Genomic DNA, 25,618 nt, shown 5'->3' with positions numbered 1-25,618 from the left:
ACGTTAATTCCGATGAGATAAGTTGTATTTAATGCTCCTATTATACGAAAGGGTGCCTGTTCTGTAAATAGAGAACTTATTAATCTTTCTTTAATCAGAGAATTAAATAATCATGACACCATAAAAAAAACGACCCCGCCGCCGTTCACACGGTGCGAAATCGTCTTTGCCAGACATCTCTGACGCTTATAAGTTTACGTTAACGATATAATCAACCAGTTTCCGATGCATCACGTCCAGCATTTCGGGTCGCAAGCTGTATTCGGACACCGTTTCCCCGTCGAAATGGGCTCTAAGGAAGCCCCCACTGCGGAGTTTAGACACATGATCATGTGTGATCCCCTTAGACAGCTTCAAATGACGGACGATTTCCGTGAACGTTCGGGGACCGCCGCTCAAATAACGCAGGATTTTTAACCGGCTCTGTTCAGCCAGCGCCCGGATCATACGGTATTCATGAGGAGGAAAATCCGTCTCGCCGCCCAGATAGATCCGAGCCGAATAATGGCATATCGTGATTTTACCAAAGTGATAAATGACGTTCATCGGTTGAAAATGGTATTGCGGGATCAGTAGCAGCTTCTCTAATCCCTCCTTTGGCATAAACGTCAACCCGTTCGTCGTTCGTTCAATGAATGACGCCGGTTCAACGATAGCCCGCTCGGCCTTCCGCTCCTCCGCTTCGGAACGCAAAGCGCCGATCACCCCCGGCTCTAGCTTACGGAAATACTGGTCGTGCCAGTCGGTTAACACCTTCAAAGTGCGGGAACGAAACTGCCCCATATCCTTCGGAAACTGTTGGGTGTACTCCGCAATCAACTCATACAGATCCCCCGGCGTCTTCGCTTCCAGCCAGGCCAGAAATTCCTCGGATGAAGACCCCTCCGGGGATAGATAGGAGAGCAAATATGTAGTTTTCCAATCGCCGTCAACTTCCATATCGCCAAGAACGGAGCCGAGATCTGGTGTGACCTGCTTTAGGGTGTCCTTCACCCAGGCCGGGGCCAGGTCGATCTTCTTATGCGATTTGCGGCATATCATCGTATGTAGACTACTGAGCAGCTCGTACCGGGGTTCAAATGCAATGTCCACGCGGTAATCCAAATTCTCACGCCCCTTTCTCTCCTCCTATTATAACGTGCTCCCCCCCGGTTCAGGCAAAACAAGAATTTTACGCAAAAAAAGAACCTGAGGCTCTCACCTCAAGTTCTCTACTAACTCACCGTTCGCGGTCGCTCCAGGCGGCTGATGCCGGGGATGTGCAGCGTGGACCACTCGGGACGCAGGTGGTCAACGTTGGCGACGACCACCGTCATATCGTCGTGGATGACGTTCTTCTGATACCGGATCACCGACTCCAGCAGGCAATCCGCGATTTCTTGCGGCTCCTCCGCCTGGATCTCCTGAATCAGACGCTTGATCCACAGTTCTTTGTTAACCGCGGGTCCCGGCGCATCATAAATGCCATCCGTCATCATGATGAGCGTATCCCCCGGATACAGTTGGACGGACACCAGATCAACCTCGATATCCTGGATGATGCCAATCGGCAAATTGCTGGCCGTGACCGGGATGACCTCCTGGCCTCGTTTGATGAAGCTTGGCGAAGAGCCGATCTTCATAAACGTCGTTCGCGCCGTATACTGATCGATCAGCGCCATGTCGACCGTTGCATACACCTCATCCGGCGAACGCAGCATCAATATCGAGTTAACCGATTTGATCGCAAGGGTCTCCTCCATGCCGGATTGCAGCAGTTGCTCAAGAATGTTCAGCGCCGTGCTGCTCTCGAGTCGCGCCCGCTCCCCGTTGCCCATGCCATCGCTGATCGCCACGGCAAACGTACCGTTGCCAAGCTCCTTGGCGCTGAAGCTGTCGCCCGAGAGCATGTCCCCGCCTTTGGCGGTGCCAGCGACCCCCGTCGTGATTTCAAACGCCTTGGCGGAGCCAAAGGATACGGTCGACAGGCCCTCTTTGCCGCCATGCAGCGTTTCGTTCATGACGGCGATATGCTCGCCCAAAATATCCGACAGAAGCGGGGCGATAATCTTCCGGCATTCGTCAAAACCTCGAGTGTACGCATGCACGATTTCAATCTCCACATTCCCGTGATCCAGATTGACGATGTCGATGCTATGGATGGACAAGCCCATTTTCTCTAATGCCTCGCGGATTTGTTCCTCCTGCTTGTACATGGCTTGACCTTCGCGCTGGATTTCCCGGGCCAGGTCCTCCATGACTTGCGAGACGCCTGATAGCTGTTCAGCCACCAACTGGCGGCTGTCGTAGATTTGCCGTTTCCAATGCATATCATGTTGATACAGATCGTATTCGTGCTTCATAATGTCCAGCACCTGGTCGGTTTTCGAGCATAGCTTGCCCCACCTTGCAGGGAACTCACTTACGGTGATGTCCGGCTTCTCCTCGATCGCCGTCATCATCTCCGTCATCAATTTGTACGTTTGATAGAATCGCCCATCCCAGCATGTGTTCTTACGGAAGCAGGTTGCGCAAGCGCCTTCAGTTACCGCGTTCATGAAATGGTCGATCTCCTCGCCGCGCTTAGCGATTTCCCCGGTGCTGGACACCTGTCCGAAGCTGCGCGCCAGTTGCTTGAAGACTTGGGAGAACTGCGCCACCCGACCGGCCGTAATGTCACGAACCCGTTTGGCATATTCATGTTGTGTCTTGGCATGCTCCTGCGTGCCGGGTACGTATTTGGCAATGACTTGGACCGTTTTTTTGGGAGTCAACAGAAAGAGTAGAACTGCAGCGCAGCTCTCCCAAGTGGAGGACATCACGTCCGCCGGACCCGCGATGTAGATCGACAGAATGGACGAGCCCAGCAGCATCCCGAAGCCCACTGCCCATTTGCGCCCTTCCCGAAGCATCCCGGCTAGCATCCCAGAGAACGCCAGCAAACTCATTTGGTAGAGGGCTGACGTGTCCGCCAGGCTGAGGATCAATCCGGTAATCACGCCAACCGATGCCCCCAATGGTGCACCGCCCGCTAAGGCAAACAGCAGGATCAGGTATCTCGACAGCACATGCTCAGCCGATAACCCTTGAATCTCCCACCCGACCGTTCCGGTCATAACCGAAGCCAGCAGGATAACCAGGCATAAAATTTCTTCACCGCGCAGCTGGTAATGCTTCTTCCGGTATGTAAACACCGGGACCGCTTGAATGAATACCAAGGTTAGGACAAAGCTCAGCAGCGCGTCCATGACGGTCATCGCCAACGCGTACCAAGTCAGCGAAGGGCCGATCACTGCCCCGAACATCCCAACGAAAAGCGTGCTCGTGAACACCATAATCGGAGCATAGGAGAGATCCGCCCGTTCAAACGTCTCCAGCCCCTTTTGCAGCAAATAGAAGATCAGCAGCTCCACGGCAATCTCCACGGCATGGAGATGCGCATCCGGCGTCAACATCGCTCCTGCCACCATCACCGCGCTTGCGATCCAGGCGATGTCTCGCCGCATAAACAGGATGACCGCGAAGAATGCGACCGCAAACGGGGCCAGCTCGTCCAATATTGTCGCACGCCCCAGCAGGAAGCTCATCACGAGGAGCAATCCGTTCCATTTGTTAACCGCGAACAGCCGCCCGGCCCGCCGGATGACCGGTTGGTCCAGCAATAGGCTCCGCCACGATCCCTTGTCCCATGACTTCGCCTTTCTCATCCCTGGAAACAGGGTGACATTCCACTTATTCAACATCCTGGCACCGCCTTTTCCAAATTAGTAAGGTATGTCCCATTATAGGAGGCTAGAACCGGAAAGTTTGTCAGATACCGGAGCAGGGGCCAAAGAAATTTCCGACAAATTGAGAGGGGACGCCGACAGGGCGCGAATGCATGCCCCCCATAGCGATGGGGCACGTTAGGGGTTTTTATGTTCGCATCGAAGATCACGGGCGTTGTTAGCGAAAGACGGCCGTACGGAGGCGCTCCTCGTAAAAAACCGTAAGAACCTGTCGGCAAAAAGCCCGGAGGCGACAAAAGATGCTTCAGAGAAAGTTCAAAAAGTCATCTTTTGAAGATTTCATTAACTTTTTCAGTCGCTAAACAAAACAAAAAACCGCAGGCGAGCGAACCGCCTACGGTGGGTTTGATTATTCATTTTCAGGGATTACATTCGTTTGGCTCCGCGTCCTCCGCGTTTGCCTTCCGTATTCTTCTTGAGCGAAGAAATGCGCTCCTCGCTATCCTTCAGGAAACGAGAAACTTTGTCCTCAAAAGAAGCTTTGTTGGCTGGGGGCTTGAAAGAACGTCCTCCCCGGTCTCGGTTAAATCCGCCGCCCGGACGGTCTCCGTCTCTTCCGCTTGGCCGGTCCGGTCTCGGTGCGCGAGGCGGTCTGGCTTCGGCCGGTTTGTCAACAGCCTGCTTGATGGAAAGTCCGATCTTGCCGTCCTTATCGACGTTAATTACCTTGACGGTAACCGTATCGCCGATCTTCAGATGATCGTTGACGTCTTTCACGTAATTGTCGGCGATCTCCGAAATGTGAACGAGACCCGTGACACCTCCTGACAGATCCACAAATGCTCCGAAATGCGTGATGCCTGTCACTTTTCCTTCTAACTTGGTGCCCACTTCAATTGCCATAAAATAAAATGATCCTCCCTTAAAAATATACAGCCAGGCCTCGAAATCATGACTGCGGTGATTTGATTATACCGAATGACTGATACAAGGTCAACAGACGGATGTCCCGTCAACCCGCATGGGGTCAGTCATTTCCGGCTTCAGACTCGGATACCCGGACCGGGATCTCGCCCGGTTTGTATAGACCATATTTCTTCATGGCAATTTGTCCGATGTACTCGGGGTCGTTCAGTCGGTTAATTTCATATTTGAGCTGGTTCAAGTTCTGCTCACTGGTCGTCTTGGCGGCTTGCCGTTCCGCCAGTTGCTGTGATTTGCCGCCAATGTCCCCAGCTTGGGAAATAAACGTGTACCCGGCCCAGCCTAAGAACAGGACCATGAATCCCATCCAGAGCCGCAGCCTGCGCTTCGCGAAAGCAGATCCGTTTCCGGAGGACTGACTTGGGTTCGATGTTTTCGGATTTGTGGACACTTCGCGCATCAGGGCACCTCCCAGCATTTATTCCTTGTTAAACCAGCGTAATAGACGCAAAACTCGCTCCCACCACACAGCAGCCCAGCGCCGGATCTTGTCCCATCCTTGCGGAATCCGAAGCCTTGTCCATATAGGTCTTAATGCCCATACAAACAACCTCCAAATCGGCAACAAGGTCACCCGGCCCATGAACAGCAGCACGATCCAAATGAATCCGAGCAAAATACGGACCACTTTGACCAGCCATCGTAACGGAGCGATGATAAAAATCCCGATCATACGTATGATAAAGCGATAAATAGAGTTAACTATCCTCATTAACATTAACACAAAACGCTCCGTGATAACACTGAGGAACAAAAAATAAATCCAAATGCCTAGAAACAGGCCTAAGAAAACATAGAACCGAAGTTCCCCATGGTTGCTGTGGTACAACGTGCGGAAAACGAACAAAGCAGCAGCCAACCAATAGAGCAAATCGAGGGTATGGACGCTCCAGCGGGGAAACCGGAGTTGTCCCGAGACGACACGATAGCTGTCAAAGGCGATGCCCATGATCCCCCCGGAGGCCAGCATCCAGAGCAGGGTCGCCCATTGCGTCTCCAAATTCATCGGAACAACTTGCCGAGCAGGCCCTTACCGGACGAATTCGATCCCGGATCCAAATACGAAAGCGAGTTCACTAAACCCTCAATGCTGACCAGCCCCTGCTCCAGGTTCAGGTTTTTGATATGTAAATTCTGCCCGCGTATCGTCAAATGCCCAAGCTCGGTCTGTAGCAAGAACTCCTCGCTGTCGAAACTTTCCACATTGAGAACTCCCGAAATGTCCAGCAGCTTGCGGTTTAACAGATGCAGCTCCTGATGCTTAGCTTTATTTGGTTCGACCATGGCATGTACCCCTCCTTCTTATCCCTAGCTTATGGACGAAAAATCGGCTTTAGAACAAGTTCCTTTCGGCCAATAACGTGATCTTCTTTACTGTTGTTCGGAACCGCTTTCAACTACGATGAAGTGGAAGAGATTTACATTCGTAGTTGGAGGCGAATTAGTATGAGTCCTGCATTTTCGAGAGGTCCCGATTCGCATGAAAAATTCCGCCGAGAGACCGATACGCTAGGGAGCAAGGATCTCCCGGCAGAGGTCTACTACGGCATTCATACGGCGCGGGCGATGGAGAATTTTCCGGTCAGTGGGCGTCCGACTCATCCCCGGCTGATCGAAGCGATCGCCGTAGTCAAGAAAGCCGCTGCGCGGGTCAACGGCAAGTTGGGCCTGATCCCGGCAGGGGTGGCAGGGGCGATTGGGTGGGCATGCGACGAGATTATCAGCGGCGCCTTGGCGGATCAGTTTGTCGTCGATGCCTTGCAGGGAGGTGCGGGGACTTCCACTCATATGAACGTCAACGAGGTGGTCGCCAACTTAGCGATCGAACGGCTTGGCGGGTCCAAGGGAGACTATCAGCTCGTCCATCCCCTAGACCACGTCAACCGCTGTCAATCGACCAACGACGTGTACCCCACTGCGCTGCGGATTGCGGCGATCCGGCTGCTGCGACCACTCAGCGAAGCGTATGCTTCCCTGCAGGAGGCGCTGCAGGAGAAGGAGCAGGAATTCGCTGACGTGATGAAGTTGGGGCGCACGCAGCTAATGGATGCCCTGCCGATGATGGCCGGGCAGGGGTTTGGCGCTTACGCCAAAGCGGTCGCCCGCGACCGTTGGCGGTTGTACAAAGCCGAGGAGCGGCTGCGTGAGATTCATCTCGGCGGCACAGCGATCGGCACCGGGTTGGACGCGCCCAAAGCCTACGTCTTCCAGGTGACCGACACGCTGCAGGAGTTGACCGGGCTCGGCCTGGCGCGCAGCGAATTTCCAATGGACGGGACGCAGAACATGGACGTCTTCGTCGAAGTCTCCGGGCTGCTGAAAGCGGCAGCCGTGACGCTGTTGAAGATCGCCGGCGACCTGCGGTTGCTGGCGTCCGGCCCCGCCGGGGGCATCGGCGAATACACGTTGCCCGCCGTCCAGGCCGGCTCGTCGATCATGCCGGGTAAAGTGAACCCGGTCATGGCGGAAATGGCCGGCCAGACGGCCATGCGGGTGATCGCGAACGACGCCGCGATCACTTGGGCCGCCGCCGGCGGCCAGCTCGAACTGAACGCGTTTGGCCCGCTGATCGCCGATTCCCTACTGGAATCGCTGGAGATCCTGGGGCGGGCCGTTCCGCTGTTCGAGCAACGCTGCATTCGCGGCATCGCCGTCAACGAGACGGCCTGCCGCGAGCATCTGCGGCGCTCCACCGTGCTGGCCACCGCGCTGGTTCCGCATCTCGGCTACGAGGCGGCCGCCGAGATTGCCGGGATTGCCCGGCGCGAGGGGCTGTCGGTGGAGCATGTCGCCGTCGACGGTGGCTGGCTCACCGCCGAGCGCGTCGCCGCCATCCTGAATCCGCTGCAAGTGACGAAGCCGGGCATCCCCGGCGAATAGAAGGGGGAACGCGAGATGAGCCTAAACGCAATGCCGCGCGGAGAGCGGACGCATATCGCCGTTTTCGGCCGGACGAATGTGGGGAAATCGAGCGTGGTCAACGCTTTGACCGGGCAGGAGATCGCCGTGGTCTCGCCGGTGCGGGGGACGACCACCGATCCAGTGTACAAAGCGATGGAGCTGCTACCTTTGGGGCCGGTGGTGCTGATCGACACCGCGGGTCTGGACGACGAAGGAACGCTGGGCGAGCTGCGGAAGCAAAAAACGCGGGAGCTGATCCACCGTACCGACCTAGGCTTGTTGGTGATCGACGCTATGACGGGGCCCGACGACTTTTACCGGGAGCTGCTGGCCGAGTTGAGGCAGCGGAACATCCCGGTTGTGGGCGTGCTGAACAAGGTCGATGCGCTCTTGGATGCAGACGCGGGGGCTGCGCTTGTTGATACGAAGGCGCAGCTGGGCCTGCCGGAATGCGTGGCGTTCAGCGCCCTGGACGGCCGCGGTATCCCCGAGCTGAAGCGGGCGATCGTGGCGGCCCTTCCGCACGAGGAGGAGCGCTTCCGGCTCGTCGGCGACCTTGTCGCGCCGGGCGATCTCGTCGTGCTGGTCGTGCCGATTGACAAAGCCGCGCCCAAGGGCCGGCTGATTCTGCCGCAGCAGCAGACGATCCGCGACCTGCTCGAGAGCGACGCCATCGCCGTCGTGACGAAGGAGCACGAGCTCAGGGCGACGCTGGAGCGGCTCGGAACGAGGCCGCGGCTCGTCGTCACTGACTCGCAGGTCTTCCTCAAGGTTGCCGCCGACACGCCGAGGGACGTGCCCCTGACCTCGTTCTCCATCCTGTTCGCCCGGCATAAAGGCGACTTAAATGAGCTGGTCCGGGGCGCACGGGCCATTGATCGGCTAAAGGACGGGGATCGTGTCCTGATCGCAGAGGCCTGTACGCACCATCAACAATCCGACGACATCGGCACTGTCAAAATCCCACGCTGGTTACGCCAGGCCACAGGCAAGCAGCTGCACATCGAGCATGTCTCCGGCTACTCCTACCCGCCGGACCTGGCCCGCTACGCAATGATCGTGCATTGCGGCGCCTGCATGCTCAACCGCCGCGCGATGCTGCATCGCCTAGGCGAAGCCCAAGCGGCCGGCGTCCCGATCGTCAACTACGGCGTGCTGATCGCCTACCTTCACGGCGTGTTCCCCCGTGCCATCGAGCTCTTCCCCTCCGCCATGATGGCGTGGGAGGAAGCGGCCCAGGAGGATCAGTGAGAGAACTCGGGGAAAGCAGCGAGCCGAAACTCTAACGCTTGTCAGCAACGCTATTTGTCCCAAAATAGGGGATTTCAGAATCTAGCGCTTATGAGAGAGCTTATTTGCCTGTTTCTCCTCTTAAAAGAGGCGATTCTACCCAAATAAGCTCGCTGGCAAGCGTTAGAAATGAAATCCCCTTCTTTTAGCCCTAATAAGCGTTCGGGTAAGCGTTAGCCTGCGGTTGTGGCTGTGAGTTGAATTCGATAGAGCGACAAGAATGATAGGAGAAGCAAAAGTAACGGGGTGGCTGAGGTAACAGAGAAACAAGAAGCAACAAGAGAACTTGGGTAGCAGAAATTCACAAGAGTAACTGGAGTGGTATAACAAGAGTAACATGAAGTGGCCGGATTAGCTGGAGCGGCAAGAGTAATAGTGTAATTGAGATGTTGAAGTAACCGGAGTAATTGGTGTTGTTAGAATGGTTGAAGTAACCGGAGTAATTAGAGTAATTAGAGTAATTGGTGTAGCTGGTATGCTGAACTAACTGGGTAACTAGGAGTAACATGTGCGACTGTATGAACAACAACGGCGATTCGAAACTCTAACGCTTGTCAGTAACGCTATTCGGTCCAAATCGTGGACTTTCAGAATGTAACGCTTATGAGAGAGCTTATTTGCCTAATTCTCCTCGGAAACAGGGTCATTTGGCACAAATAAGCTCGTTGGCAAGCGTTAGAAATGAAATCTCCCTTATTTAGCGCCAATAAGCGTTCTGGCAAGCGTTAGCCTGGGGTTGTGCGAATACGGTGAACTCCCCGTGCAATGGGCAAGTGGAAATGGGGTTGGCTAATGGATTAGGGTTGGCCAGCAGGCGGGATGGCAGTTGGGATGTTGGCGGGATGGCCAACGGGCGAGATGGGTTGGGATGCGGGCGAGATAGGGGTAGGATGTCAGACGACGGGTCATCCTATCGACGCCAAAAAAGCCTTCAACATCCGCCTCAATAGGCGGTGTTGAAGGCTTTTGTTATTCCATTCTGCCGATCGACTTAGAACCGCAAGTCCCGCTCGCCGTTCTGGATCCGCTGAAGGCGGTCGATCGTCACTTCGCGCGCGGAGGCTTTGGGGATGCGGCGGAGGTTGTTTTTGATCAGCGTCGCCCCCATTTCCCGGGCTTCGTCATCTCCGTAGTCCAGCAAATACTCCTGCAGGGTGAGCAAGGCGTTCGGGTGGCAGACGTTGTGGATCTGGCCCGATTTGGCCAGGCGCATAAAGCGGTCGCCCGTTCGGCCCTCGCGGTAACAAGCGGTACAATAGCTCGGAATATAGCCGTCCCGGCACAGCGACTTGATCATCTCCAGCGGTGAGCGGTGATCGCCAACCTCGAACTGCGCGGTATCGGCATGACTCTGAGCTCCGCTATCTCCGTACGCATCCATGTACCCGCCGACGCCGGTGCACGAGCCCGCGCTGATCTGGGAGATGCCCAGCTTGATCACCTCGTCGCGGAATTCCGAGTCTTCGCGGGTGGACAGGATCATGCCCGCATAAGGCACCGCCAACCGCAGCACGGCCACGATTTTCTTGAACTCGTGATCGCTCACTAGATACGGGAAGCTGTTCAGGTCGACGCCGTCCGCCGCCCGCAGGCGTGGGACGGAGACCGTGTGCGGCCCGCAGCCAAACGTTGCCTCCAGGTGCTCGGCATGCATCAGCATCGCAATCGTTTCGTATTTGTGATCATATAATCCGTACAATACCCCAACGCCGACGTCGTCAATGCCGGCCCGCATCGCCCGGTCCATCGCCGTCGTATGCCAGTCGTAATCGCGTTTTGGCCCTTTTTGGTGCATGCGGCTATAAGTGGGACGGTGGTACGTCTCCTGGAACAGGATGTACGTGCCGATCCCCACGTTCGCCAACTTGCGATAGTTCTCCACCGTCGTAGCGGCGATGTTGACGTTAATGCGGCGGATGCTCCCGTTATCGACCTTCACCGAATAGATGGTTTCGATGCATTCGAGAATGTAGTCGATCGGGCAATGCTCCGGATCCTCCCCGGCCTCCAGCGCCAGCCGCTTGTGCCCCATTTGCTGCAGCACCTCGACCTCCTGGATCAGCTCCTCCCGGTTCAAGCGCCGTCGCACCATGCTCTCGTTGGATTGTTTATAACCGCAGTACTCGCAGTTGTTCACGCAGAAGTTGCTAACGTATAAAGGGGCAAACAACACGATCCGATTCCCGTAAATCCGTTCCTTCACCTCGCGTGCCGCATGGTAAATCTCCTCCAGCAACACATCGTCCTCCACGTTCAACAGGACGGCGGCTTCCGCCGCGGTGATGCCTTTGGCGGTCCGGGCACGTTCCAGAATAGCCAGCACCTTCTTACGGTCGCGGGCCAGCTGCGACCCGTAAGCGAGCGCCGATACGATCGTTTCATCCCGGATGAAATCCGCCGGCTCCCATTGATCTGACCTGCTCATCCTAATCCCTCCCTGTAAGATGCGCCCTAATCCACTCATAAACCCCTTCGGGACTGTTTGGACAACCCCGCACACAACACCCAACGCTAACACCCTACGTTAACAACCAACGACTAACAATTAATAGCGGGAGCGCACCAAATAGTGCGTATGCAAGTATTGATGGCTCTTGTGGCTGTTCGGCTCCTCCAAAAACTCGCGATAGATCTGCTGGATATAAGGGTTCTTATGCGATTTGCGAATCGTAGAAGCCTCGTCCTCGTCGTAAATCGCCTTGGCTCGTTCCGCCTTCACATACAGCGTATCCCGCAGACTGGCACTTACAATCGGCTGCCCGCCGCCGCAAATGCAGCCGCCCGGGCAAGCCATGACCTCGATAAACTCGTATTGGCGCTGGCCGGACTGGATCATCGCCATCAGCTTCCGGGCGTTGCCGAGCCCGTGCACGACGGCGGTTCGGATCATGCGTCCGTCTGGCAGCTCAACTACCGTTTCTTTGATGCCGTCCATCCCCCGCACGGAGGTATATTCCACCGTATCCAGCTCTTCCCCGGCCACCAGCTCGAACACCGTTCGCAGCGCGGCCTCGGCCACACCGCCGGTCGCGCCGAAGATCACTCCGGCCCCCGACGCTTCCCCAAACGGATTGTCGAACGTCTCGCCGCGCAAACCGGCGAAGTCAATCCCCGCTTCCTTGATCATCCGGGCGATCTCCCGCGTCGTCAGCACGTAATCGACGTCTTGCAACGATTCGCTGGCCAGCTCCTCTCGCTGCCCCTCGAACTTCTTCGCCGTACACGGCATGATCGACACGACGACGATGTTCCCCGGATTGATCCCCATCGTTTGGGCGAAGTAGCTCTTAATCATCGCCCCCTCCATCTCGTGCGGCGACTTGCAGCTCGATAAATTCTCCAGCATATCCGGGAAGTTATGCTCCACAAACTTCACCCAACCCGGACAGCAAGACGTCATCAGCGGCAGGTTCTCCCCCGTCGCCAAGCGATGAATCAGCTCGGTACCTTCCTCCATGATCGTTAAGTCGGCGGCAAAATCAGTATCAAACACCTTATTGAAGCCAAGCCGTCGCAGCGCGGCAACCATCTTCCCCGTCACGCGCGTGCCGATCGGCATCCCGAATTCCTCGCCCAAGGCGACGCGCACCGCCGGTGCGGTTTGGACAACGACGAATTTATGCGGATCGGCGATCGCTTGCCAGACGTCGCTCACATTTTCCCGTTCCTGCAGCGCGCCAACCGGGCAAGCCATGATGCATTGCCCGCAATTGACACAGACCGATTCGCCGATCGGGCGCCCCAAGGCCGGCCCAATCACCGTGTCGAATCCCCGGTTCATAAACCCAATGGCCCCCACGGTCTGTACCTCGCTGCAGACGGCGACGCAGCGGCCGCACAACAGACATTTCGAGGTGTCGCGCACGATAGACGGTGACGAGAGGTCGACCGTCGACCGCGCTTTACTCCCTGAATAACGCACGTCGCGCACGCCAATCTGATTCGCCACCTCCTGAAGTTCGCAGGTTCCGCTGCGCAAGCAGGAGGTGCATTCCCGATTATGGTCCGACAGGATCAGCTCGACCGTTGTTTTGCGGGCTTTGCGCACCCGCGGCGAATTCGTCCGAATCCGCATCCCGTCCTCGGCCACCAGCGTACACGAAGCGATCAGGCGGGGGCCTGACTCCACCAGGCATACGCGGCAGCTGGACGGGTGGTTCATGCCCTGCAGATGGCAAAGGGTAGGAATGTGAATGCCTAATCCACGAGCCGCCTGAAGCACCGTCGTTCCCTTCGGTACTTCCGTTTCCATCTCATCTATCCATAGTTTCACGGTATCCAACATAGAGTTCTCCCCCCTTTAGCTCTTGTAAATCGCAGCGAATTTGCAGCTGTCAAAGCAGATTCCGCACTTGATGCAGACGAGCGGATCGATCGTATGCGGTTCCTTCACCTTGCCGGCAATCGCTCCCGTCGGGCATTTCCGTGCGCAGAGGCTGCAGCCTTTGCATTTCTCCGCATCGATCGTATACGTAATCAGCGAGCGGCAAACGCCGGACGGGCATTTCTTGTCGACCACATGGGCGATATACTCGTCGCGAAAATATTTCAGCGTGGACAACACCGGATTCGGCGCCGTTTGGCCGAGTCCGCAGAGCGAAGCCGCCTTGATCTGCTCGGACAACTCCTCCAGCACATCCAGGTCCTCCATCGTGCCCTTACCTTCCGTGATTTTCTCCAAAATCTCCAGCAGGCGCTTGGTACCAATTCGGCACGGCGCGCATTTGCCGCATGATTCATCGCGCGTAAAGTCGAGGTAATAGCGGGCCACGTCGACCATGCACGTCTCTTCGTCCATCACCAGCATACCGCCCGAGCCCATCATCGAACCCAAGCTCAGCAGCGTATCGTAATCGATCGGACGGTCGAGGTGCTCGCTCGTCAGGCAGCCGCCCGAAGGGCCGCCGGTCTGCACCGCTTTGAACGCCTTGCCCCCGGGAATCCCGCCGCCGATTTCGTAAATGACCTCGCGCAGCGTAATGCCCATCGGCACCTCCACCAGCCCGGTGTTGACCACCTTGCCGCCCAAGGCGAAAACCTTGGTGCCTTTGCTTTTTTCCGTCCCGATGCTCCCATACCACGAAGCGCCTTCCAGCAAAATGATCGGCACATTGGCGAGCGTCTCCACGTTATTGATCACCGTCGGCTGGCCCCATAACCCGCTGACGGCCGGGAACGGCGGTTTCGGATTCGGCATGCCGCGCTTGCCTTCGACGGAGTTCATCAGCGCTGTCTCTTCGCCGCAGACGAACGCCCCCGCTCCCAGGCGGACGCTGATGTCAAAGGAGAAACCGCTGCCGAACAAGTCCTCGCCCAGCAGCCCGTAATCGCGGGCCTGTTTAATCGCCGCCTGCACCCGTTTCACCGCGATCGGATATTCCGCCCGCAAGTAGATGAAGCCGTGGTTTGCCCCGATCGCATAGCCGGCGATCGCCATGCCTTCCAGCACGGAGTGCGGGTCGCCCTCCAAGATCGAGCGGTCCATGAACGCGCCTGGATCGCCTTCGTCGGCGTTGCAAATCATATATTTTTGCCCCGTCCGCTGCTTCGCCGCCGTCTCCCACTTGACCCCGGTCGGGAACCCGCCGCCGCCGCGCCCGCGGAGGCCTGCTTCCTTCACCTCGGCCACGACCTCCCCCGGATCCATGGTCGTCAGAACTTTATGAAGCGCCTTGTACCCATTCATGGCGATATATTCGTCGATTTCCTCCGCATCGATCGTGCCGCAGTTGCGCAAAGCGATCCGCTGCTGCTTGCGGAAGAAGTCGACTTCATGCAGCGGCTTGATTCGCCCATCCTCCAGCGACTGCTGATAGACGAGGTGTTCGACAATTTTGCCCTGAAGCAGGTGCTCATCGACGATCTCCGCCACGTCCTTCACCTTCACCCGGCTGTAGAACACCTCCTCCGGGTAAATGATCACGACCGGCCCCAGCTCGCATAACCCAAAGCAGCCGGTTCTTACGATATCGATCTTGTCCTGAATTCCTTGGCTGGTCACGGCTTGCTCAAACGCGTCCGCGATCAGCATGGAGTCCGAAGAGGTGCATCCCGTGCCGCCGCAGATCATGACGGACCGCTCCGCAACGCTCCCATCCCCGGCCCCGCTCTTACCCAGTTTTCGGCGGACCAGCCGACTTAACTGCGCCGTACGGATACTCTCGAGATCCAACAACGTTTTCATCGTTCCACCCTCCCTTCTAATGCGTCTCCGCAGGCGTGCGCATCGGCTTCAGAATCTTCGGTATTTCGTTTGGCGTCAGCCGGCCATGCACTTTCTCGCCGATCGTCATCACCGGCGCCAAACCGCAAGCCCCCAGGCAGCGGGTGGCATCTAGCGTAAATTTCCCGTCCGCCGTCGTCCCCTGCACAGGAACGTTCAGCTCCTGGCTGAGGCGATCCAGCACACCTTGGGCACCCTTAATGTAACAAGCCGTCCCCATGCAGACCCGGATCACATGCTCCCCCTTCGGCTCCAGCGAGAAAAACGAATAAAACGTCGCTACCCCGTAGATTTCAGCCATCGGCATTCCCAGCTCCCGGGAAACGATTTGCAGCGCCTCTTCCGGCAGGTAGCCGTACAAATCTTGAATTTCGTGCAGCACTGGGATCAACGCGCCTGGCAGCAAGCGGAACTGATCGACGATTTCCCCGACCCGGCGCAGCCGCTCCTGCTCTCCCTCGCAATGGCAAGTCTCTTCCATATTTGCATCCTCTCCCTTCATCATCCGGCAGTTCTTCCTAGAGCAGCGGACTTTCGTGCTTCAGTTTCAGCCGATCCCAGCGCCGATTGACTTCCTCCTCGAACGCTTCCAGCAGTTCCTCTTCCTTCAGCATGTGCTTCGTCTTGCCCATCAGCTTCAGCCATTCCTGCGGCGAAATCCGATTGTTCTTCGCTTCCGGATTGTAGGTGATATTCGTGACGCCATGCTCAATTTCATAGAGCGGGAAAAAGCAGGAATCTACCGCCGTCTTGAGGATTTTCGTGCCGAGTTGATCCTCAGACCGCCAGTTCAACGGACAAGTGCTAAGCACCTTCCCGTACACTAAGCCTTCATGTTGCGCATACCACTGTGCCTTGGCTGCCTTCGTGATCAAGTCCTGCGGGAAGGCTTCCGCCCCGGTGAACACGTAAGGAATGTTCGTCGCTGCCATGATCTGCGGCGTATCCTTGTGGTGGAACGCTTTCCCTTTCTGCGTCTTGCCTACGCCGGACGTGCTGGTCTGATGGCCCAGCGGCGTGGAGTAGGAAAGCTGGGATCCGGTATTCATATACCCTTCATTGTCGTATTCCAAAATGATCATCTTATGGTTCCGCAGCGCCGAACCGATCGCCGGCCCCATCCCGATATCCATCCCGCCGTCGCCGGTCACCATGATGAAGGTGACGTTGTCCGAGACGTCGATCTCGCCGCGCCGCTTCCGCTCCCAGAACGCCTCGACGACTCCAGCTACGGTCGCGGCTCCGTTCTGGAATAGGTTGTGGATGAACGTTTGCTTATGCGAGGTATAAGGGTACCCGGCCGTAACGACGTACGAGCATCCGGTTTGGAATAACGTGACGACATCCCCTTCAATGCCTTTGTAAAATAGCTCCAGCGAAGAAATCGCGCTGCAGCCCGGACAAGCACCGTGACCTGGAGCCAGACGCTTCGGCTTCGCCGTCAGGCTGCGAAGCGGCGGCAGCTTCACCTTCAGCTTGCCGGTCGCCTCATCCGGCGTCACCTGAATCAACCCGCTGTTAAAGGCATCCCCGTGCTGCGGGGTCAACAGCGGTCTAAGCTCGTGGATCGGATCGCCGGGCACCTGTCCGAAGTAATCGAAAGGCACTGCAGCCTTGCCTTGGTTCATCGCCTCGATAGCCAAATCAAAGAACGCTTCGGCTTCGTCTGGATAGAAGTCTTTGCCCCCCAGCCCAAACACGCGGGATAAGACGATCGTTGGGTTCGCCGGATCCAGCTTCAGCGCGGAGCGGATCTCATGCGTCATATTGCCGCCTTTGCCACCGTAGGAATCGGCGCGTTCTCCTACCAACAGCGCTTTTACACCACGCAATGCATTCCGGATTTCCTCCGCCGGGAAGGGTCGGATGACGTTCGGCCGGATGATCCCCGCCTTAACTCCCTGCGCCCGCAGCTTATCAACGATCGTTTTGGCCGTTTCCGCCGCGGAATTCAACAGGAACAAGGCGACCTCCGCATCCTCCATCCGATACAAATCGAGCACGTTGTATTCGCGCCCCGAAAGGGCCTTATATTCAGCGGCGATTTGTTGATACACTTCGCCGGCTCGCTCATGTGCCAGGTGCAACTGGTAATGATTATTCAGCAGATCGTCGCCGTTCATATGCGCGCCGACCGTTATCGGCTGCGACGGGTCAGCCACGGTATCGAAGCCGGTCGGCGGCGTTTCGCCCACAAAGGCCCGGACCGCCTTGGCGTCTTTGAAATAACTCAGTCTCCGTTTCTGATGGGACGTAAAGAACCCGTCATAGGCAACGATCACGGGCAGCCGTACCTCCGGATGCTCTGACCATTTCAGCGCCATAATGTTCATGTCGTACGCGGCTTGCGGCGTACTCGCCGTCAGAATCAGCCAACCGGTATTCAGCGCGTAATACAAATCGGAGTGGTCGCCGCGAATATCGAGCGGACCGCTGATCGCGCGCGTGACCAAGTTCAACACCATCGGGAACCGTGTCCCGGACTGCACCGGCAGCTGTTCGATCATGTACATGAACCCGTTGGCACTGGTAGCATTGACAACCCGGGCTCCGCTGAGCGCCGCCCCGTAACAGATCCCCGCCGACCCATGCTCCCCGTCCGCCGCAATCAGTTTGATGTCATGCAAGCCTTGCGCCTTCTTCTGATCCAGAATCTGCGCGATCTCCGTGGACGGCGTAATCGGAAAATACCCCATCACATGGTAATTGATCTGAGCCGCCGCCATCGCCGCCGCCTCATTGCCCGATTCGAAGGCTGTCGTTTGTTCTGCCAGCGTTATTTTTGTGACTTTCTCTTCGGTTATAGACATCGATAAAGTCCTCCTTTAGGCTCTTCTGCGAGTTCTTTAAATAAAGGTTTCAACTACCTCTATTGGAATACATGCGGCACGCGGTGGTCTTCGGCATACCCGGCTTCCTCACGGCGCACGCTAAGCGAACCCGTCGGACAGATCTCCACGCATTTCAAACAGCCTTTGCAGTACTGATAATCAATCCCGCGCAAAAACATCTGCGGCCGCCCCTTCTTGTCCTCCCCGGATTCCCATACGAAGCACAGATCCGGGCAAACCGTGTCACAGTTGGCGCAATGAATGCAGCTCTCCAGGTTCAGTTCCGGCAGGAAGCCCTGTCGAGAACCGCTCAAATCCTTCAATAGGCTGTTACCCTGCGCGCGAATCACGCCGCCAGGCGCTTGCGTCTCGTAGCCGAGCAACGGCTGCGGCCGCTCGAAGCGCATTCCCGTCGCGCCTTCGGGCGGCGCGATTGTCTGGAAACGCACCTCTTGATAGCCCCGGTCGAACGTACGCAGATTGGGCTCCACCAGGTGCGGATATTTTTTCTGGAACGTATGTCGGATCACTTCGCGCATGGAATCCGGGTCGAGAAAATCGCAAATCCGGAACAACGCCCCCAGCATCGAGGTGTTCACCTTCGTATGCTCGTCGATAGCGATGCCCGTTGCGTCGACAACAGCCAACGTCCCATATGGGAACTTCAGGTCGCGCCGAATCTCCTCGAAATCACGGGTCGAGTTTACCAACACAATCCCGTCCGGTTTCAGGCCGCTTAAGACATTCACTGTCTTATGCAACGCTTCGTGGAAGACACCGATTACGTCCGGCTCCTCAATCGGGCTGTGATCGTGAATCTCTACATCCGGTTCACATAAACGGACGAAGCTCTTCACGGGAGAACCTTTCTTCTCCGAACCATAAGACGAGAAGTTTGCCCCGTTTAAGCCGAGTCCCAGTACCCCGGATTCCGCCAGCATCTTCCCAGCCAGGTTAGCTCCGAGCCCACCGATGGATTCCAGCCGAATTTCAAAAAATCCAAGCTCGTTCGTTTTGGTCAATATGCTCATTCGCCATGTCTCCTCTACGTTTAGTTGTGAAATATTTCACGAATAATAGCGAAAGAAATCTCTTGTTCGGTCAATCCGCCCACAAATGCGCATATTATGCATGGCGGCGCGTACCTGCCGCCTTCAGGCTGTCCCCCCTTCCCATATCTACGGAGAATCCCGCGGCTCCAATCCGGAGCTCAAGGCAGTGCCTGCATTGCGCAGATTCGTCTCCCGTACAGATTTTGTTGTTGTACAGGGCATATTTCTGGCGAACGAAGACAGGGGACAGGTTAGGCATGACCACATTAGCCCCAACCTTCAGCGCCAATTCTCTGCCTTCGGGGTTTAACGTGCCGAGTGCGGTCGTTGCGGGAATTAAAGCATCGGGAATGAATAGGCGAGTTAGGGCCACCATGATCAGCGTATCCTCCAAAGATCCAGCTTTCGCCTCACCAAGCGGGGTCCGATCATGAGGAATAAACGGCCCGATGCCGATCATATCCGGATTTAACGTCTTCAGATAATTCATGTCCTCCGCTAAATCCTCCGCGGTTTGGCCGGGCAGCCCGACCATGAACCCTGCACCCACCTGATAACCGATCGACTGTAGCGTCTCTAGGCACTTGCGCCGGTGATCAAAAGACATGGATGGATGCAGAAATTGATATAGCCTTCGGGAAGCGGTTTCATGACGCATCAAAAAGCGATCCGCCCCCGCTTCATACAGCAAACGGTAGGTTTCCTCCTCCCGTTCGCCAATCGACAAGGTGATAGCCGCATCCGGAAACTCCGATTTGATCTCCCGGATTAAGGCAGCCAGCAGATCGGCCGTATACCAGGGGTCCTCGCCGCTTTGGAGCACAAATGTGCGGAAACCCAGCCCATACCCTTCCCGGCAGCATTCGAGTATTTCCTCGGGACTGAGCCGGTAACGCTCAGCGTCGCGATTGCCGGCCCGCAACCCGCAATACAAGCAGTTCTGCCGGCAGTAGCTCGAAAATTCGATCAAGCCGCGCATGTACACCTTGTTCCCGTAAGCCTCTTCCCGTCTCAGACGAGCAAATCGGAAGAGCTCCCCGCGGGTTTCGACATCCATATGCCCCAGCAAATAGACGAGCTCATCCTTGGAGAGCTCTCTCCGGGCATAGAGCTTGTGCACAAGCTGTTTCATCAGTCGATCATCCCTTTTGGATAAACTGGATTATGGACCTTTGTATACCCTATGGCTGTCATGAAAAATGATGAATGAAGTAATTGTGAATATTTTCACTTTGTAAGCGTTTTAATTAATGTTCGCGAATAAGATCACCCCGGTTTCAGGATAAAGCTGCAGTCTGAGCGAAGAAATGGGCATGTCGTTGGGTTCGTTTGTTGCTTCATACTTTGTTCCGTACAATGAATAGGATCGTTAGTTCGACTGTTGTTTGATCGATGGGTGTGATTTCGGTTCGTAGATGCGTGCTACGGTTGCAGCGTCGTTGAATTTCGACATGAGGTTGATCAGAGGTGTTTTCTAAGAAGCAAGTGTGCTTAATCGAAAACGTTAGTAAATGTGTATTTAATATATTACCACGATTTCACAGTTTAGCTAGGATATTTTTTACAACCTAGTCGGAGATAAAAAAAGCATGTCCCGAGTTAACGGAACATGCTCTGAGCTTCGCTATTTCAGGACCAGTCCAGACCGGTATCCTTCGCGATCGGCTCTTCCTTGATTAAGGTATACATGGTCGCAGCTTCATCCTTACGAGTCGTTTCGACAAGTCGTTCAACGCGCACGGTCACCAGCTTCTGGCCGAATCGAACCGTGATTTCGTCGCCAACTTTAACGGTACTGCTCGGCTTGGATTCGCGCCCATTAATGAGGACTCTGCCTTGTTCGGAGACGTCCTTGGCCACCGTGCGCCGCTTAATTAACCGCGATACCTTCAGGAATTTATCAAGACGCATTATTTTACAGCTTCTTTAAGTTTGTTACCCGCTTTGAATGCTGGAACATTGGAAGCCGGGATTTCGATCGTTTTGCCGGTTTGCGGGTTGCGGCCCGTACGACCGGAGCGTTTACGAGTTTCGAACGTACCGAAGCCGATCAATTGTACTTTGTCGCCGCCAGCAAGGGCATCGGTAATTTCGCCGAGGAAACCGTTCAATACGGATTCAACGTCTTTTTTTGTCAAACCGCTTTTGCTGGAAATGTTGTTGATCAGATCTGTCTTGTTCATTAATAATGCCTCCCAATAATAAAAGAAATAGGTGATACCTTGGCACTACAGGCACTAGGCCTGTCCAGGGCCAGATGGTTATCTTTGTATGAGTATTCTTGCTTGATTTTAAAAATCCTGCACTGCTTGGAACTTTTTTTTTGTTTTTTTCGCAAAAAAACCGAAATTTAGGCCTTTTCTCCCATCATTCCCGTTCTTTCGACTTAGCCTCATCCCATAAAACGTCCATTTCTGCTAACGTGCTGTCGCCGGGGGTTTTCCCCAGTTCGCGAAGCCGTTCCTCAACGTAATGGAAGCGCGATGTGAATTTGCGAATTGTTCGAGTTAGGGCTTGCTCCGGGTCGGCCCCGATGTAACGGGCGGCATTCACGACCGAAAACAACACGTCACCCAGCTCCAGCTCTTGCGACTCAGGATCTTGCTTTTGCGCAATGGCCTCTTTCAGCTCGCGGATTTCCTCCTCCAGCTTGGACCAGACGCCGTCGATGTCCTCCCAGTCGAAACCGGCCTTGGCCGCCTTTTTCTGTAGCTTGTATGCCTTCATCAAAGCAGGCAAATCCCGCGGTACCCCGCTGATCGCCGATTGGCGTTCGGGTTCGATGCCTTTGCGCTTCTTCTCCTCGGCTTTCATCGCTTCCCAGTTGTTCAGCGCCGCCTCGGCGTCCTCCGCGCTCAAATTTCCGAACACGTGCGGATGACGGTATATCAGCTTCTCATTCAGCTCCTGGATAACGTCATACACCGTAAAAGCGCCGGTCTCCTCCTCCATCTGGGAGTGGAGCATGATTTGCAGCAGCAGATCGCCGAGCTCCTCACGCATATGGTCGGGATCGTCGTCGTCGATCGTCTCCAGCACTTCGTAGGTTTCTTCGATGAGGTTCTTGCGGATCGATTCATGCGTCTGCTCGCGGTCCCACGGACATCCCCCCGGACTGCGCAGAATCGACACGATTTCATGAAGCCGCTGAAAGCTGCGGATGCGCAAGGATTCATCCTCGCTGGCAGGCACGTAAACGAGCGACAGATTACCGTAGCCGTCGATTCGGTCTAACTCAAATAGCGGCACCCGCTCAATTCGCTCCTGATCTGTGACGCCAAGGGCATGTCCCACGACCACCGGATAATCGTCGGGCAGCAGCTCCATCAGCCCCAGCTTCACTTCCGAAGCGGTCAACTGGTCATAAACTTGCCCGATCAACGTATGCCGTCTAGGATCAATCGCCGCCCCGCCCACCTCCGAGGCATCCAACAGCAGAAAGCCCTCGATCGGATCAAAACCAAGGCGAACGAACGCCTCGTCCAAGAAGCTCTCTCCGCCAATAATGTCGAGTGGGATGCCCCTCTCTGGGCAGCGCTCCCGCAGCAGCTTGACCGTCGCTTCGGCGACCAGCGGATGTCCGGGGACGGCGTATATAATCTTCTCCCCATCTCCGCCTGCTTCGGCCCGTGCTAAAAGCCGGGTTACAATCTCCTCGTATACGGAGGGAAAATCGTCCTTCGCTTCATATACCTCATCGAACGAAGCAAAGCCGACGCCCGTTTGCTCCAGCCAATCCACGACCGGATGATCCTTCGTTCGGACGTAACGTTCTCCCGCCTCCTGCAGCCGCTTCAGGCTGCCCAAGGTCAGCCGGTCGGGATCCCCCGAGCCGAGGCCGACCACCGTAATGGTTGCGCTCATGGTGTTGCTCACTCCCTGTCCGTTCTACTTGCCGATCGATCCGCTCACTTGTAGGCTAGCGGACCCGAAAGACCTTTGAAAGCTACCTCTTACTATATCACTGCCTGGGTCGAAATAGAAATTGAGAAGCCAATCATCGGGCCGGGCCGAGCGTGGCGGCTGCCAAGCCATGCTACGGCAGCAGCCGCAGCTTCCGAAGCAGCGCCAGCAGCTTCGGGCCCACCCGCGGCAGGGCGTCCAGCTCTGCCGCGCTAAGCAGCCGCGTGCGCAGCACGGCTGCGGCGAACACGGCTGCGCCCAGCAGCACGCCGAGCAGGCTCACGGCCGCGGCTACCCCGCGGCCTGCAGGCAGCTCGGCGGCGGCGAGGCGCAGCGCCAGCACCGCGGCGGCCATCGCCAGGGCGGCCGCCGCCGGGCGCAGCACCGCGTCCCGCAGGCGCGGACGCAGCTGGACCCGGCGCAGCAGCAGCGCGGTGTTCAGCGCCGCTGCCGCGCCGTAAGCGGCGACGCCGGCGATCGCCGCGCCGGTGATGCCAAGCTGCGGCACGAGCACCGCGTTTAACGCGGTCTTGAGCAATGCCGCAGCGAGCAGGTGCAGCGCCGGGGCGCGCACGTGGCCGAGGCCCTGCAACAGGGCGCTCGTAACGGCGACCAGCGCGCCGGGCGCAGCCGTCCAGGCCACCCAAGCCAAGGTGGCCGACCCCGCCGCATCCTCGTACAGCATCACGTTGATCGGCGTAGCCAGCAGAGCCAAGCCCAGTGAGGCCGCCAGGCCGATCAACCAGAACCAGCGCAAGGCCACCTGTACCTGACGCCGAATCGCCCCTGCGTCCCCGTTCATCTGCAGCTCAGCCATCGCCGGGATAAACAACACCGACAGCGATGTCGCCAACATCGTGACCAGCTGAACCAACGGGATACCCCGGTTGTAGATGCCTACCTGGGCCATGATTCGCAATTCCTCCCCGTGGGCGGAGAGCAGCCGCGGCAACGTGAATGTATCCACCAGGCTAATCAGCGGAACCGCCAGCGAAGCGAGGCTGATCGGAAGCGCATATTTTAACAGCGTGGACACAAGCTTTCTTCGATGTCCTAATCGCGACGACATCCGACTCCCATCGGCTAACAGCGCCCCGTCCCGTTTCGGCGATAGAGCGTCTTTGCGCAAGCCCATTACTGGGCGAGTAGAAGCCCTCCGCCAATACAGCAGCATGACCGCCAACCCGGCGGCCGCACCGGCCGAGGAGCCGATGAGCGCCCCGCCGGCCAGTTCCGGCTCTCCGGCTCCCCATCGGCTTAACCCCAACAGCAGCACGATCATGACCGTTACTCGGACGGCCTGCTCGATCACCTGGGAGGCCGCCGTCGGCGTCATATTCTGGTGGCCTTGAAAATACCCCCTCAACGCCGCAGCCACCGGGACAAGCAGCAGCGCCGGCGCCGCCCCGCGAAAGGCCGGAACAAGCAGGCGACTGCCGATCAACTGCGCCAGGATCGGCGCCCCGAAATAGAGCAACAGCGCAAAAGCGAACCCCAAAACCGCCATCATGACCGCCGCAATCCGCAGTACCTCACCTTGCTCCCTTTCCAACCCCGGGGCTTGTCGTTCCGCGACGAACTTGGCAATCGCTGCCTGAAAGCCGGATGTCGTGAGCGTAATCAATAGTGTATAAAAAGGATATACCGTATTATAAATGCCAAATACGCCGTCTCCCCCGATATTTTGCAGCGGGATCTTCTGCAGCATCCCCAGCAACTTGGTGATCAAAGCTGCCGCGCTCAATATGGCCGCTCCCCTCAGCAGCTTCGAGGGCAGATTTTCCTTCGTTTCCATCATGGCAACCTACTTTGCTTCATCAATAAGCTAACAGGTTCCATTATAAGACGAAACGGGGGGTTGCCGCCATTTCTCCCCGGGCGAAACGCAAAAAACTTACACATCCCTCGTAAGCTTCGAACGGATCAAGTCCGCCCCAAACAGCGGGTGTGTGTAAGTTCCTCCATGCGCCATAATTGATATTTATGGTTCTATTGCTCCATCTGTTTCGCCAGAAAACCAGCTGCGGTCTCGGACATTTTCGATTCCAAATCGGACATTTTGACCGCATCATCCTTGTTGACCAGAACCACCGTCCCGATCGGGTCCCCGCCGGCAATAATCGGTGCGATCACGAACGAGGAGATGTTTTCCGGATGATCCTTAATCATCTCATAAGACCCCGATTCGGTCTCCATGATGATCTTCCGCCCGTCCATGCTGCCCTCCAGCAGCATGCTGATTTGCTTCTCCAGGTATTCCTTCTTGGAAGCTCCTGCAACGGCAATGATCGTGTCCCGATCCGAAATCAAGGTAATATGACCGGTGCTCTCATACAACGACTCCGCATACTCCTTCGCAAAATCGCCCAATTCGCCGATCGGCGAGTATTTCTTCAGAATCACTTCTCCATCCCGGTCCACAAAAATTTCGAGGGGATCTCCCTCCCGAATCCGCAAGGTGCGGCGAATTTCCTTAGGAATAACAACACGGCCCAGATCATCGATACGGCGTACAATACCAGTAGCTTTCATTTCACTTGATGCCCCGCTTTCTTAGAAGTTTTAAACTACGGCTGAATTACTTTAAGCTTCACCTAATCGGACTTTATACGTAATCTGCAGCTTACACAGATGTATGCGCCATAAGCTTCGCCAAAACGAGCGGCCGAAGGTGGGGACAGGGATGGCTTGTTCTGTGATTATGACCATAGTATTCATCCCGGGCGA

General features: G+C 56.3%; 20 protein-coding genes. 2 read left to right on the top strand and 18 right to left on the bottom strand.

The features are described from left to right. Positions 1-186: 186 nt before the first annotated feature. From MKZ15_RS00315 to yabP, 6 genes are all read right to left on the bottom strand, one after another. Positions 187-1,104, bottom strand: a complete 918-nt coding sequence (locus tag MKZ15_RS00315; RefSeq protein WP_339818969.1) for a winged helix-turn-helix domain-containing protein — start codon at positions 1,102-1,104, stop codon at positions 187-189. Between the two features lie 110 nt (positions 1,105-1,214). Further along, complete coding sequence (gene spoIIE, locus MKZ15_RS00310; RefSeq protein WP_339818967.1) at positions 1,215-3,722, bottom strand: stage II sporulation protein E; 2,508 nt, start codon at positions 3,720-3,722, stop codon at positions 1,215-1,217. Between the two features lie 411 nt (positions 3,723-4,133). After that, positions 4,134-4,610, bottom strand: coding sequence for a S1 domain-containing RNA-binding protein (locus MKZ15_RS00305; RefSeq protein WP_059040379.1), 477 nt, complete (start codon positions 4,608-4,610; stop codon positions 4,134-4,136). A gap of 124 nt (positions 4,611-4,734) precedes the next feature. Further along, complete coding sequence (locus tag MKZ15_RS00300; protein WP_193418984.1) at positions 4,735-5,091, bottom strand: septum formation initiator family protein; 357 nt, start codon at positions 5,089-5,091, stop codon at positions 4,735-4,737. Positions 5,092-5,109: 18 nt separating this feature from the next. Then, positions 5,110-5,697, bottom strand: coding sequence for a spore cortex biosynthesis protein YabQ (gene yabQ, locus MKZ15_RS00295; RefSeq protein WP_155608083.1), 588 nt, complete (start codon positions 5,695-5,697; stop codon positions 5,110-5,112). Then, positions 5,694-5,975, bottom strand: a complete 282-nt coding sequence (gene yabP / locus MKZ15_RS00290; protein ID WP_155608082.1) for a sporulation protein YabP — start codon at positions 5,973-5,975, stop codon at positions 5,694-5,696. The genes yabQ and yabP overlap by 4 nt, the downstream gene beginning before the upstream one ends. Before the next feature lie 162 nt (positions 5,976-6,137). On the opposite strand from yabP, the gene MKZ15_RS00285 reads away from it, so the two are divergent. Together MKZ15_RS00285 and hydF are read left to right on the top strand one after the other, a co-directional pair. Further along, positions 6,138-7,571, top strand: a complete 1,434-nt coding sequence (locus MKZ15_RS00285) for an aspartate ammonia-lyase (protein ID WP_339818961.1) — start codon at positions 6,138-6,140, stop codon at positions 7,569-7,571. Positions 7,572-7,586: 15 nt separating this feature from the next. After that, on the top strand, positions 7,587-8,843 hold the full coding sequence (hydF, locus tag MKZ15_RS00280) for a [FeFe] hydrogenase H-cluster maturation GTPase HydF (RefSeq protein ID WP_339818959.1): 1,257 nt from the start codon (positions 7,587-7,589) through the stop codon (positions 8,841-8,843). 1,030 nt (positions 8,844-9,873) lie between these two features. Here the strand turns inward: hydF and hydG are convergent. From hydG to spoVT, 12 genes are all read right to left on the bottom strand, one after another. After that, positions 9,874-11,307: a [FeFe] hydrogenase H-cluster radical SAM maturase HydG gene (gene hydG / locus MKZ15_RS00275; protein WP_339818957.1), complete on the bottom strand. Its 1,434-nt coding sequence runs from the start codon at positions 11,305-11,307 to the stop codon at positions 9,874-9,876. A gap of 120 nt (positions 11,308-11,427) precedes the next feature. Continuing rightward, positions 11,428-13,167 (bottom strand): NADH-dependent [FeFe] hydrogenase, group A6, encoded by a 1,740-nt coding sequence (locus MKZ15_RS00270; RefSeq protein WP_339818954.1) that lies wholly within the window; start codon positions 13,165-13,167, stop codon positions 11,428-11,430. A 15-nt stretch (positions 13,168-13,182) separates the two neighbouring features. Then, complete coding sequence (gene nuoF / locus MKZ15_RS00265) at positions 13,183-15,066, bottom strand: NADH-quinone oxidoreductase subunit NuoF (RefSeq protein WP_339818952.1); 1,884 nt, start codon at positions 15,064-15,066, stop codon at positions 13,183-13,185. A 16-nt stretch (positions 15,067-15,082) separates the two neighbouring features. Continuing rightward, positions 15,083-15,610, bottom strand: coding sequence for an NADH-quinone oxidoreductase subunit NuoE (gene nuoE / locus MKZ15_RS00260; RefSeq protein WP_239484104.1), 528 nt, complete (start codon positions 15,608-15,610; stop codon positions 15,083-15,085). A gap of 13 nt (positions 15,611-15,623) precedes the next feature. Continuing rightward, a complete protein-coding gene (locus MKZ15_RS00255) occupies positions 15,624-17,915 on the bottom strand; it encodes a thiamine pyrophosphate-dependent enzyme (RefSeq protein WP_339818947.1) in 2,292 nt (763 codons plus the stop codon). A gap of 59 nt (positions 17,916-17,974) precedes the next feature. Next, positions 17,975-18,967, bottom strand: a complete 993-nt coding sequence (locus tag MKZ15_RS00250; protein WP_339818944.1) for a 2-oxoacid:acceptor oxidoreductase family protein — start codon at positions 18,965-18,967, stop codon at positions 17,975-17,977. Positions 18,968-19,061: 94 nt separating this feature from the next. Next, positions 19,062-20,120: a [FeFe] hydrogenase H-cluster radical SAM maturase HydE gene (gene hydE / locus MKZ15_RS00245; protein WP_155608076.1), complete on the bottom strand. Its 1,059-nt coding sequence runs from the start codon at positions 20,118-20,120 to the stop codon at positions 19,062-19,064. Positions 20,121-20,617: 497 nt separating this feature from the next. Further along, positions 20,618-20,899 (bottom strand): RNA-binding S4 domain-containing protein, encoded by a 282-nt coding sequence (locus tag MKZ15_RS00240; protein WP_339818942.1) that lies wholly within the window; start codon positions 20,897-20,899, stop codon positions 20,618-20,620. Further along, on the bottom strand, positions 20,899-21,171 hold the full coding sequence (locus MKZ15_RS00235; protein WP_068784357.1) for an HU family DNA-binding protein: 273 nt from the start codon (positions 21,169-21,171) through the stop codon (positions 20,899-20,901). The genes MKZ15_RS00240 and MKZ15_RS00235 overlap by 1 nt, the downstream gene beginning before the upstream one ends. Before the next feature lie 184 nt (positions 21,172-21,355). Further along, the gene (gene mazG, locus MKZ15_RS00230; RefSeq protein WP_339818938.1) at positions 21,356-22,852 is read right to left on the bottom strand and encodes a nucleoside triphosphate pyrophosphohydrolase; all 1,497 of its coding nucleotides are present in this window, start codon (positions 22,850-22,852) and stop codon (positions 21,356-21,358) included. A gap of 172 nt (positions 22,853-23,024) precedes the next feature. Next, positions 23,025-24,689, bottom strand: a complete 1,665-nt coding sequence (locus tag MKZ15_RS00225) for a polysaccharide biosynthesis protein (protein ID WP_339818935.1) — start codon at positions 24,687-24,689, stop codon at positions 23,025-23,027. Positions 24,690-24,880: 191 nt separating this feature from the next. Further along, on the bottom strand, positions 24,881-25,423 hold the full coding sequence (spoVT, locus tag MKZ15_RS00220; RefSeq protein ID WP_155608073.1) for a stage V sporulation protein T: 543 nt from the start codon (positions 25,421-25,423) through the stop codon (positions 24,881-24,883). Between the last annotated feature and the right edge of the window lie 195 nt (positions 25,424-25,618).

Source organism: Paenibacillus sp. FSL R7-0216, from assembly GCF_037969915.1.
GTDB classification, from domain to species: Bacteria; Bacillota; Bacilli; order Paenibacillales; family Paenibacillaceae; genus Fontibacillus; species Fontibacillus rhizolycopersici.
The sequence above is the reverse complement of the archived record's forward strand: the minus strand, read 5'-3'. Positions and strand labels throughout refer to the sequence as shown.

What these genes read in the sequence shown, in the direction of transcription:
- spoIIE (WP_339818967.1), bottom strand. Translation starts at nt 3,722, where the DNA reads ATGTTGAATAAGTGGAATGTCACCCTGTTTCCAGGGATGAGAAAGGCG.
- MKZ15_RS00305 (WP_059040379.1), bottom strand. Translation starts at nt 4,610, where the DNA reads ATGGCAATTGAAGTGGGCACCAAGTTAGAAGGAAAAGTGACAGGCATC.
- MKZ15_RS00300 (WP_193418984.1), bottom strand. Translation starts at nt 5,091, where the DNA reads ATGCGCGAAGTGTCCACAAATCCGAAAACATCGAACCCAAGTCAGTCC.
- yabQ (WP_155608083.1), bottom strand. Translation starts at nt 5,697, where the DNA reads ATGAATTTGGAGACGCAATGGGCGACCCTGCTCTGGATGCTGGCCTCC.
- yabP (WP_155608082.1), bottom strand. Translation starts at nt 5,975, where the DNA reads ATGGTCGAACCAAATAAAGCTAAGCATCAGGAGCTGCATCTGTTAAAC.
- MKZ15_RS00285 (WP_339818961.1), top strand. Translation starts at nt 6,138, where the DNA reads ATGAGTCCTGCATTTTCGAGAGGTCCCGATTCGCATGAAAAATTCCGC.
- hydF (WP_339818959.1), top strand. Translation starts at nt 7,587, where the DNA reads ATGAGCCTAAACGCAATGCCGCGCGGAGAGCGGACGCATATCGCCGTT.
- hydG (WP_339818957.1), bottom strand. Translation starts at nt 11,307, where the DNA reads ATGAGCAGGTCAGATCAATGGGAGCCGGCGGATTTCATCCGGGATGAA.
- MKZ15_RS00270 (WP_339818954.1), bottom strand. Translation starts at nt 13,167, where the DNA reads ATGTTGGATACCGTGAAACTATGGATAGATGAGATGGAAACGGAAGTA.
- nuoF (WP_339818952.1), bottom strand. Translation starts at nt 15,066, where the DNA reads ATGAAAACGTTGTTGGATCTCGAGAGTATCCGTACGGCGCAGTTAAGT.
- nuoE (WP_239484104.1), bottom strand. Translation starts at nt 15,610, where the DNA reads ATGATGAAGGGAGAGGATGCAAATATGGAAGAGACTTGCCATTGCGAG.
- MKZ15_RS00255 (WP_339818947.1), bottom strand. Translation starts at nt 17,915, where the DNA reads ATGTCTATAACCGAAGAGAAAGTCACAAAAATAACGCTGGCAGAACAA.
- MKZ15_RS00250 (WP_339818944.1), bottom strand. Translation starts at nt 18,967, where the DNA reads ATGAGCATATTGACCAAAACGAACGAGCTTGGATTTTTTGAAATTCGG.
- hydE (WP_155608076.1), bottom strand. Translation starts at nt 20,120, where the DNA reads ATGAAACAGCTTGTGCACAAGCTCTATGCCCGGAGAGAGCTCTCCAAG.
- MKZ15_RS00240 (WP_339818942.1), bottom strand. Translation starts at nt 20,899, where the DNA reads ATGCGTCTTGATAAATTCCTGAAGGTATCGCGGTTAATTAAGCGGCGC.
- MKZ15_RS00235 (WP_068784357.1), bottom strand. Translation starts at nt 21,171, where the DNA reads ATGAACAAGACAGATCTGATCAACAACATTTCCAGCAAAAGCGGTTTG.
- mazG (WP_339818938.1), bottom strand. Translation starts at nt 22,852, where the DNA reads ATGAGCGCAACCATTACGGTGGTCGGCCTCGGCTCGGGGGATCCCGAC.
- MKZ15_RS00225 (WP_339818935.1), bottom strand. Translation starts at nt 24,689, where the DNA reads ATGATGGAAACGAAGGAAAATCTGCCCTCGAAGCTGCTGAGGGGAGCG.
- spoVT (WP_155608073.1), bottom strand. Translation starts at nt 25,423, where the DNA reads ATGAAAGCTACTGGTATTGTACGCCGTATCGATGATCTGGGCCGTGTT.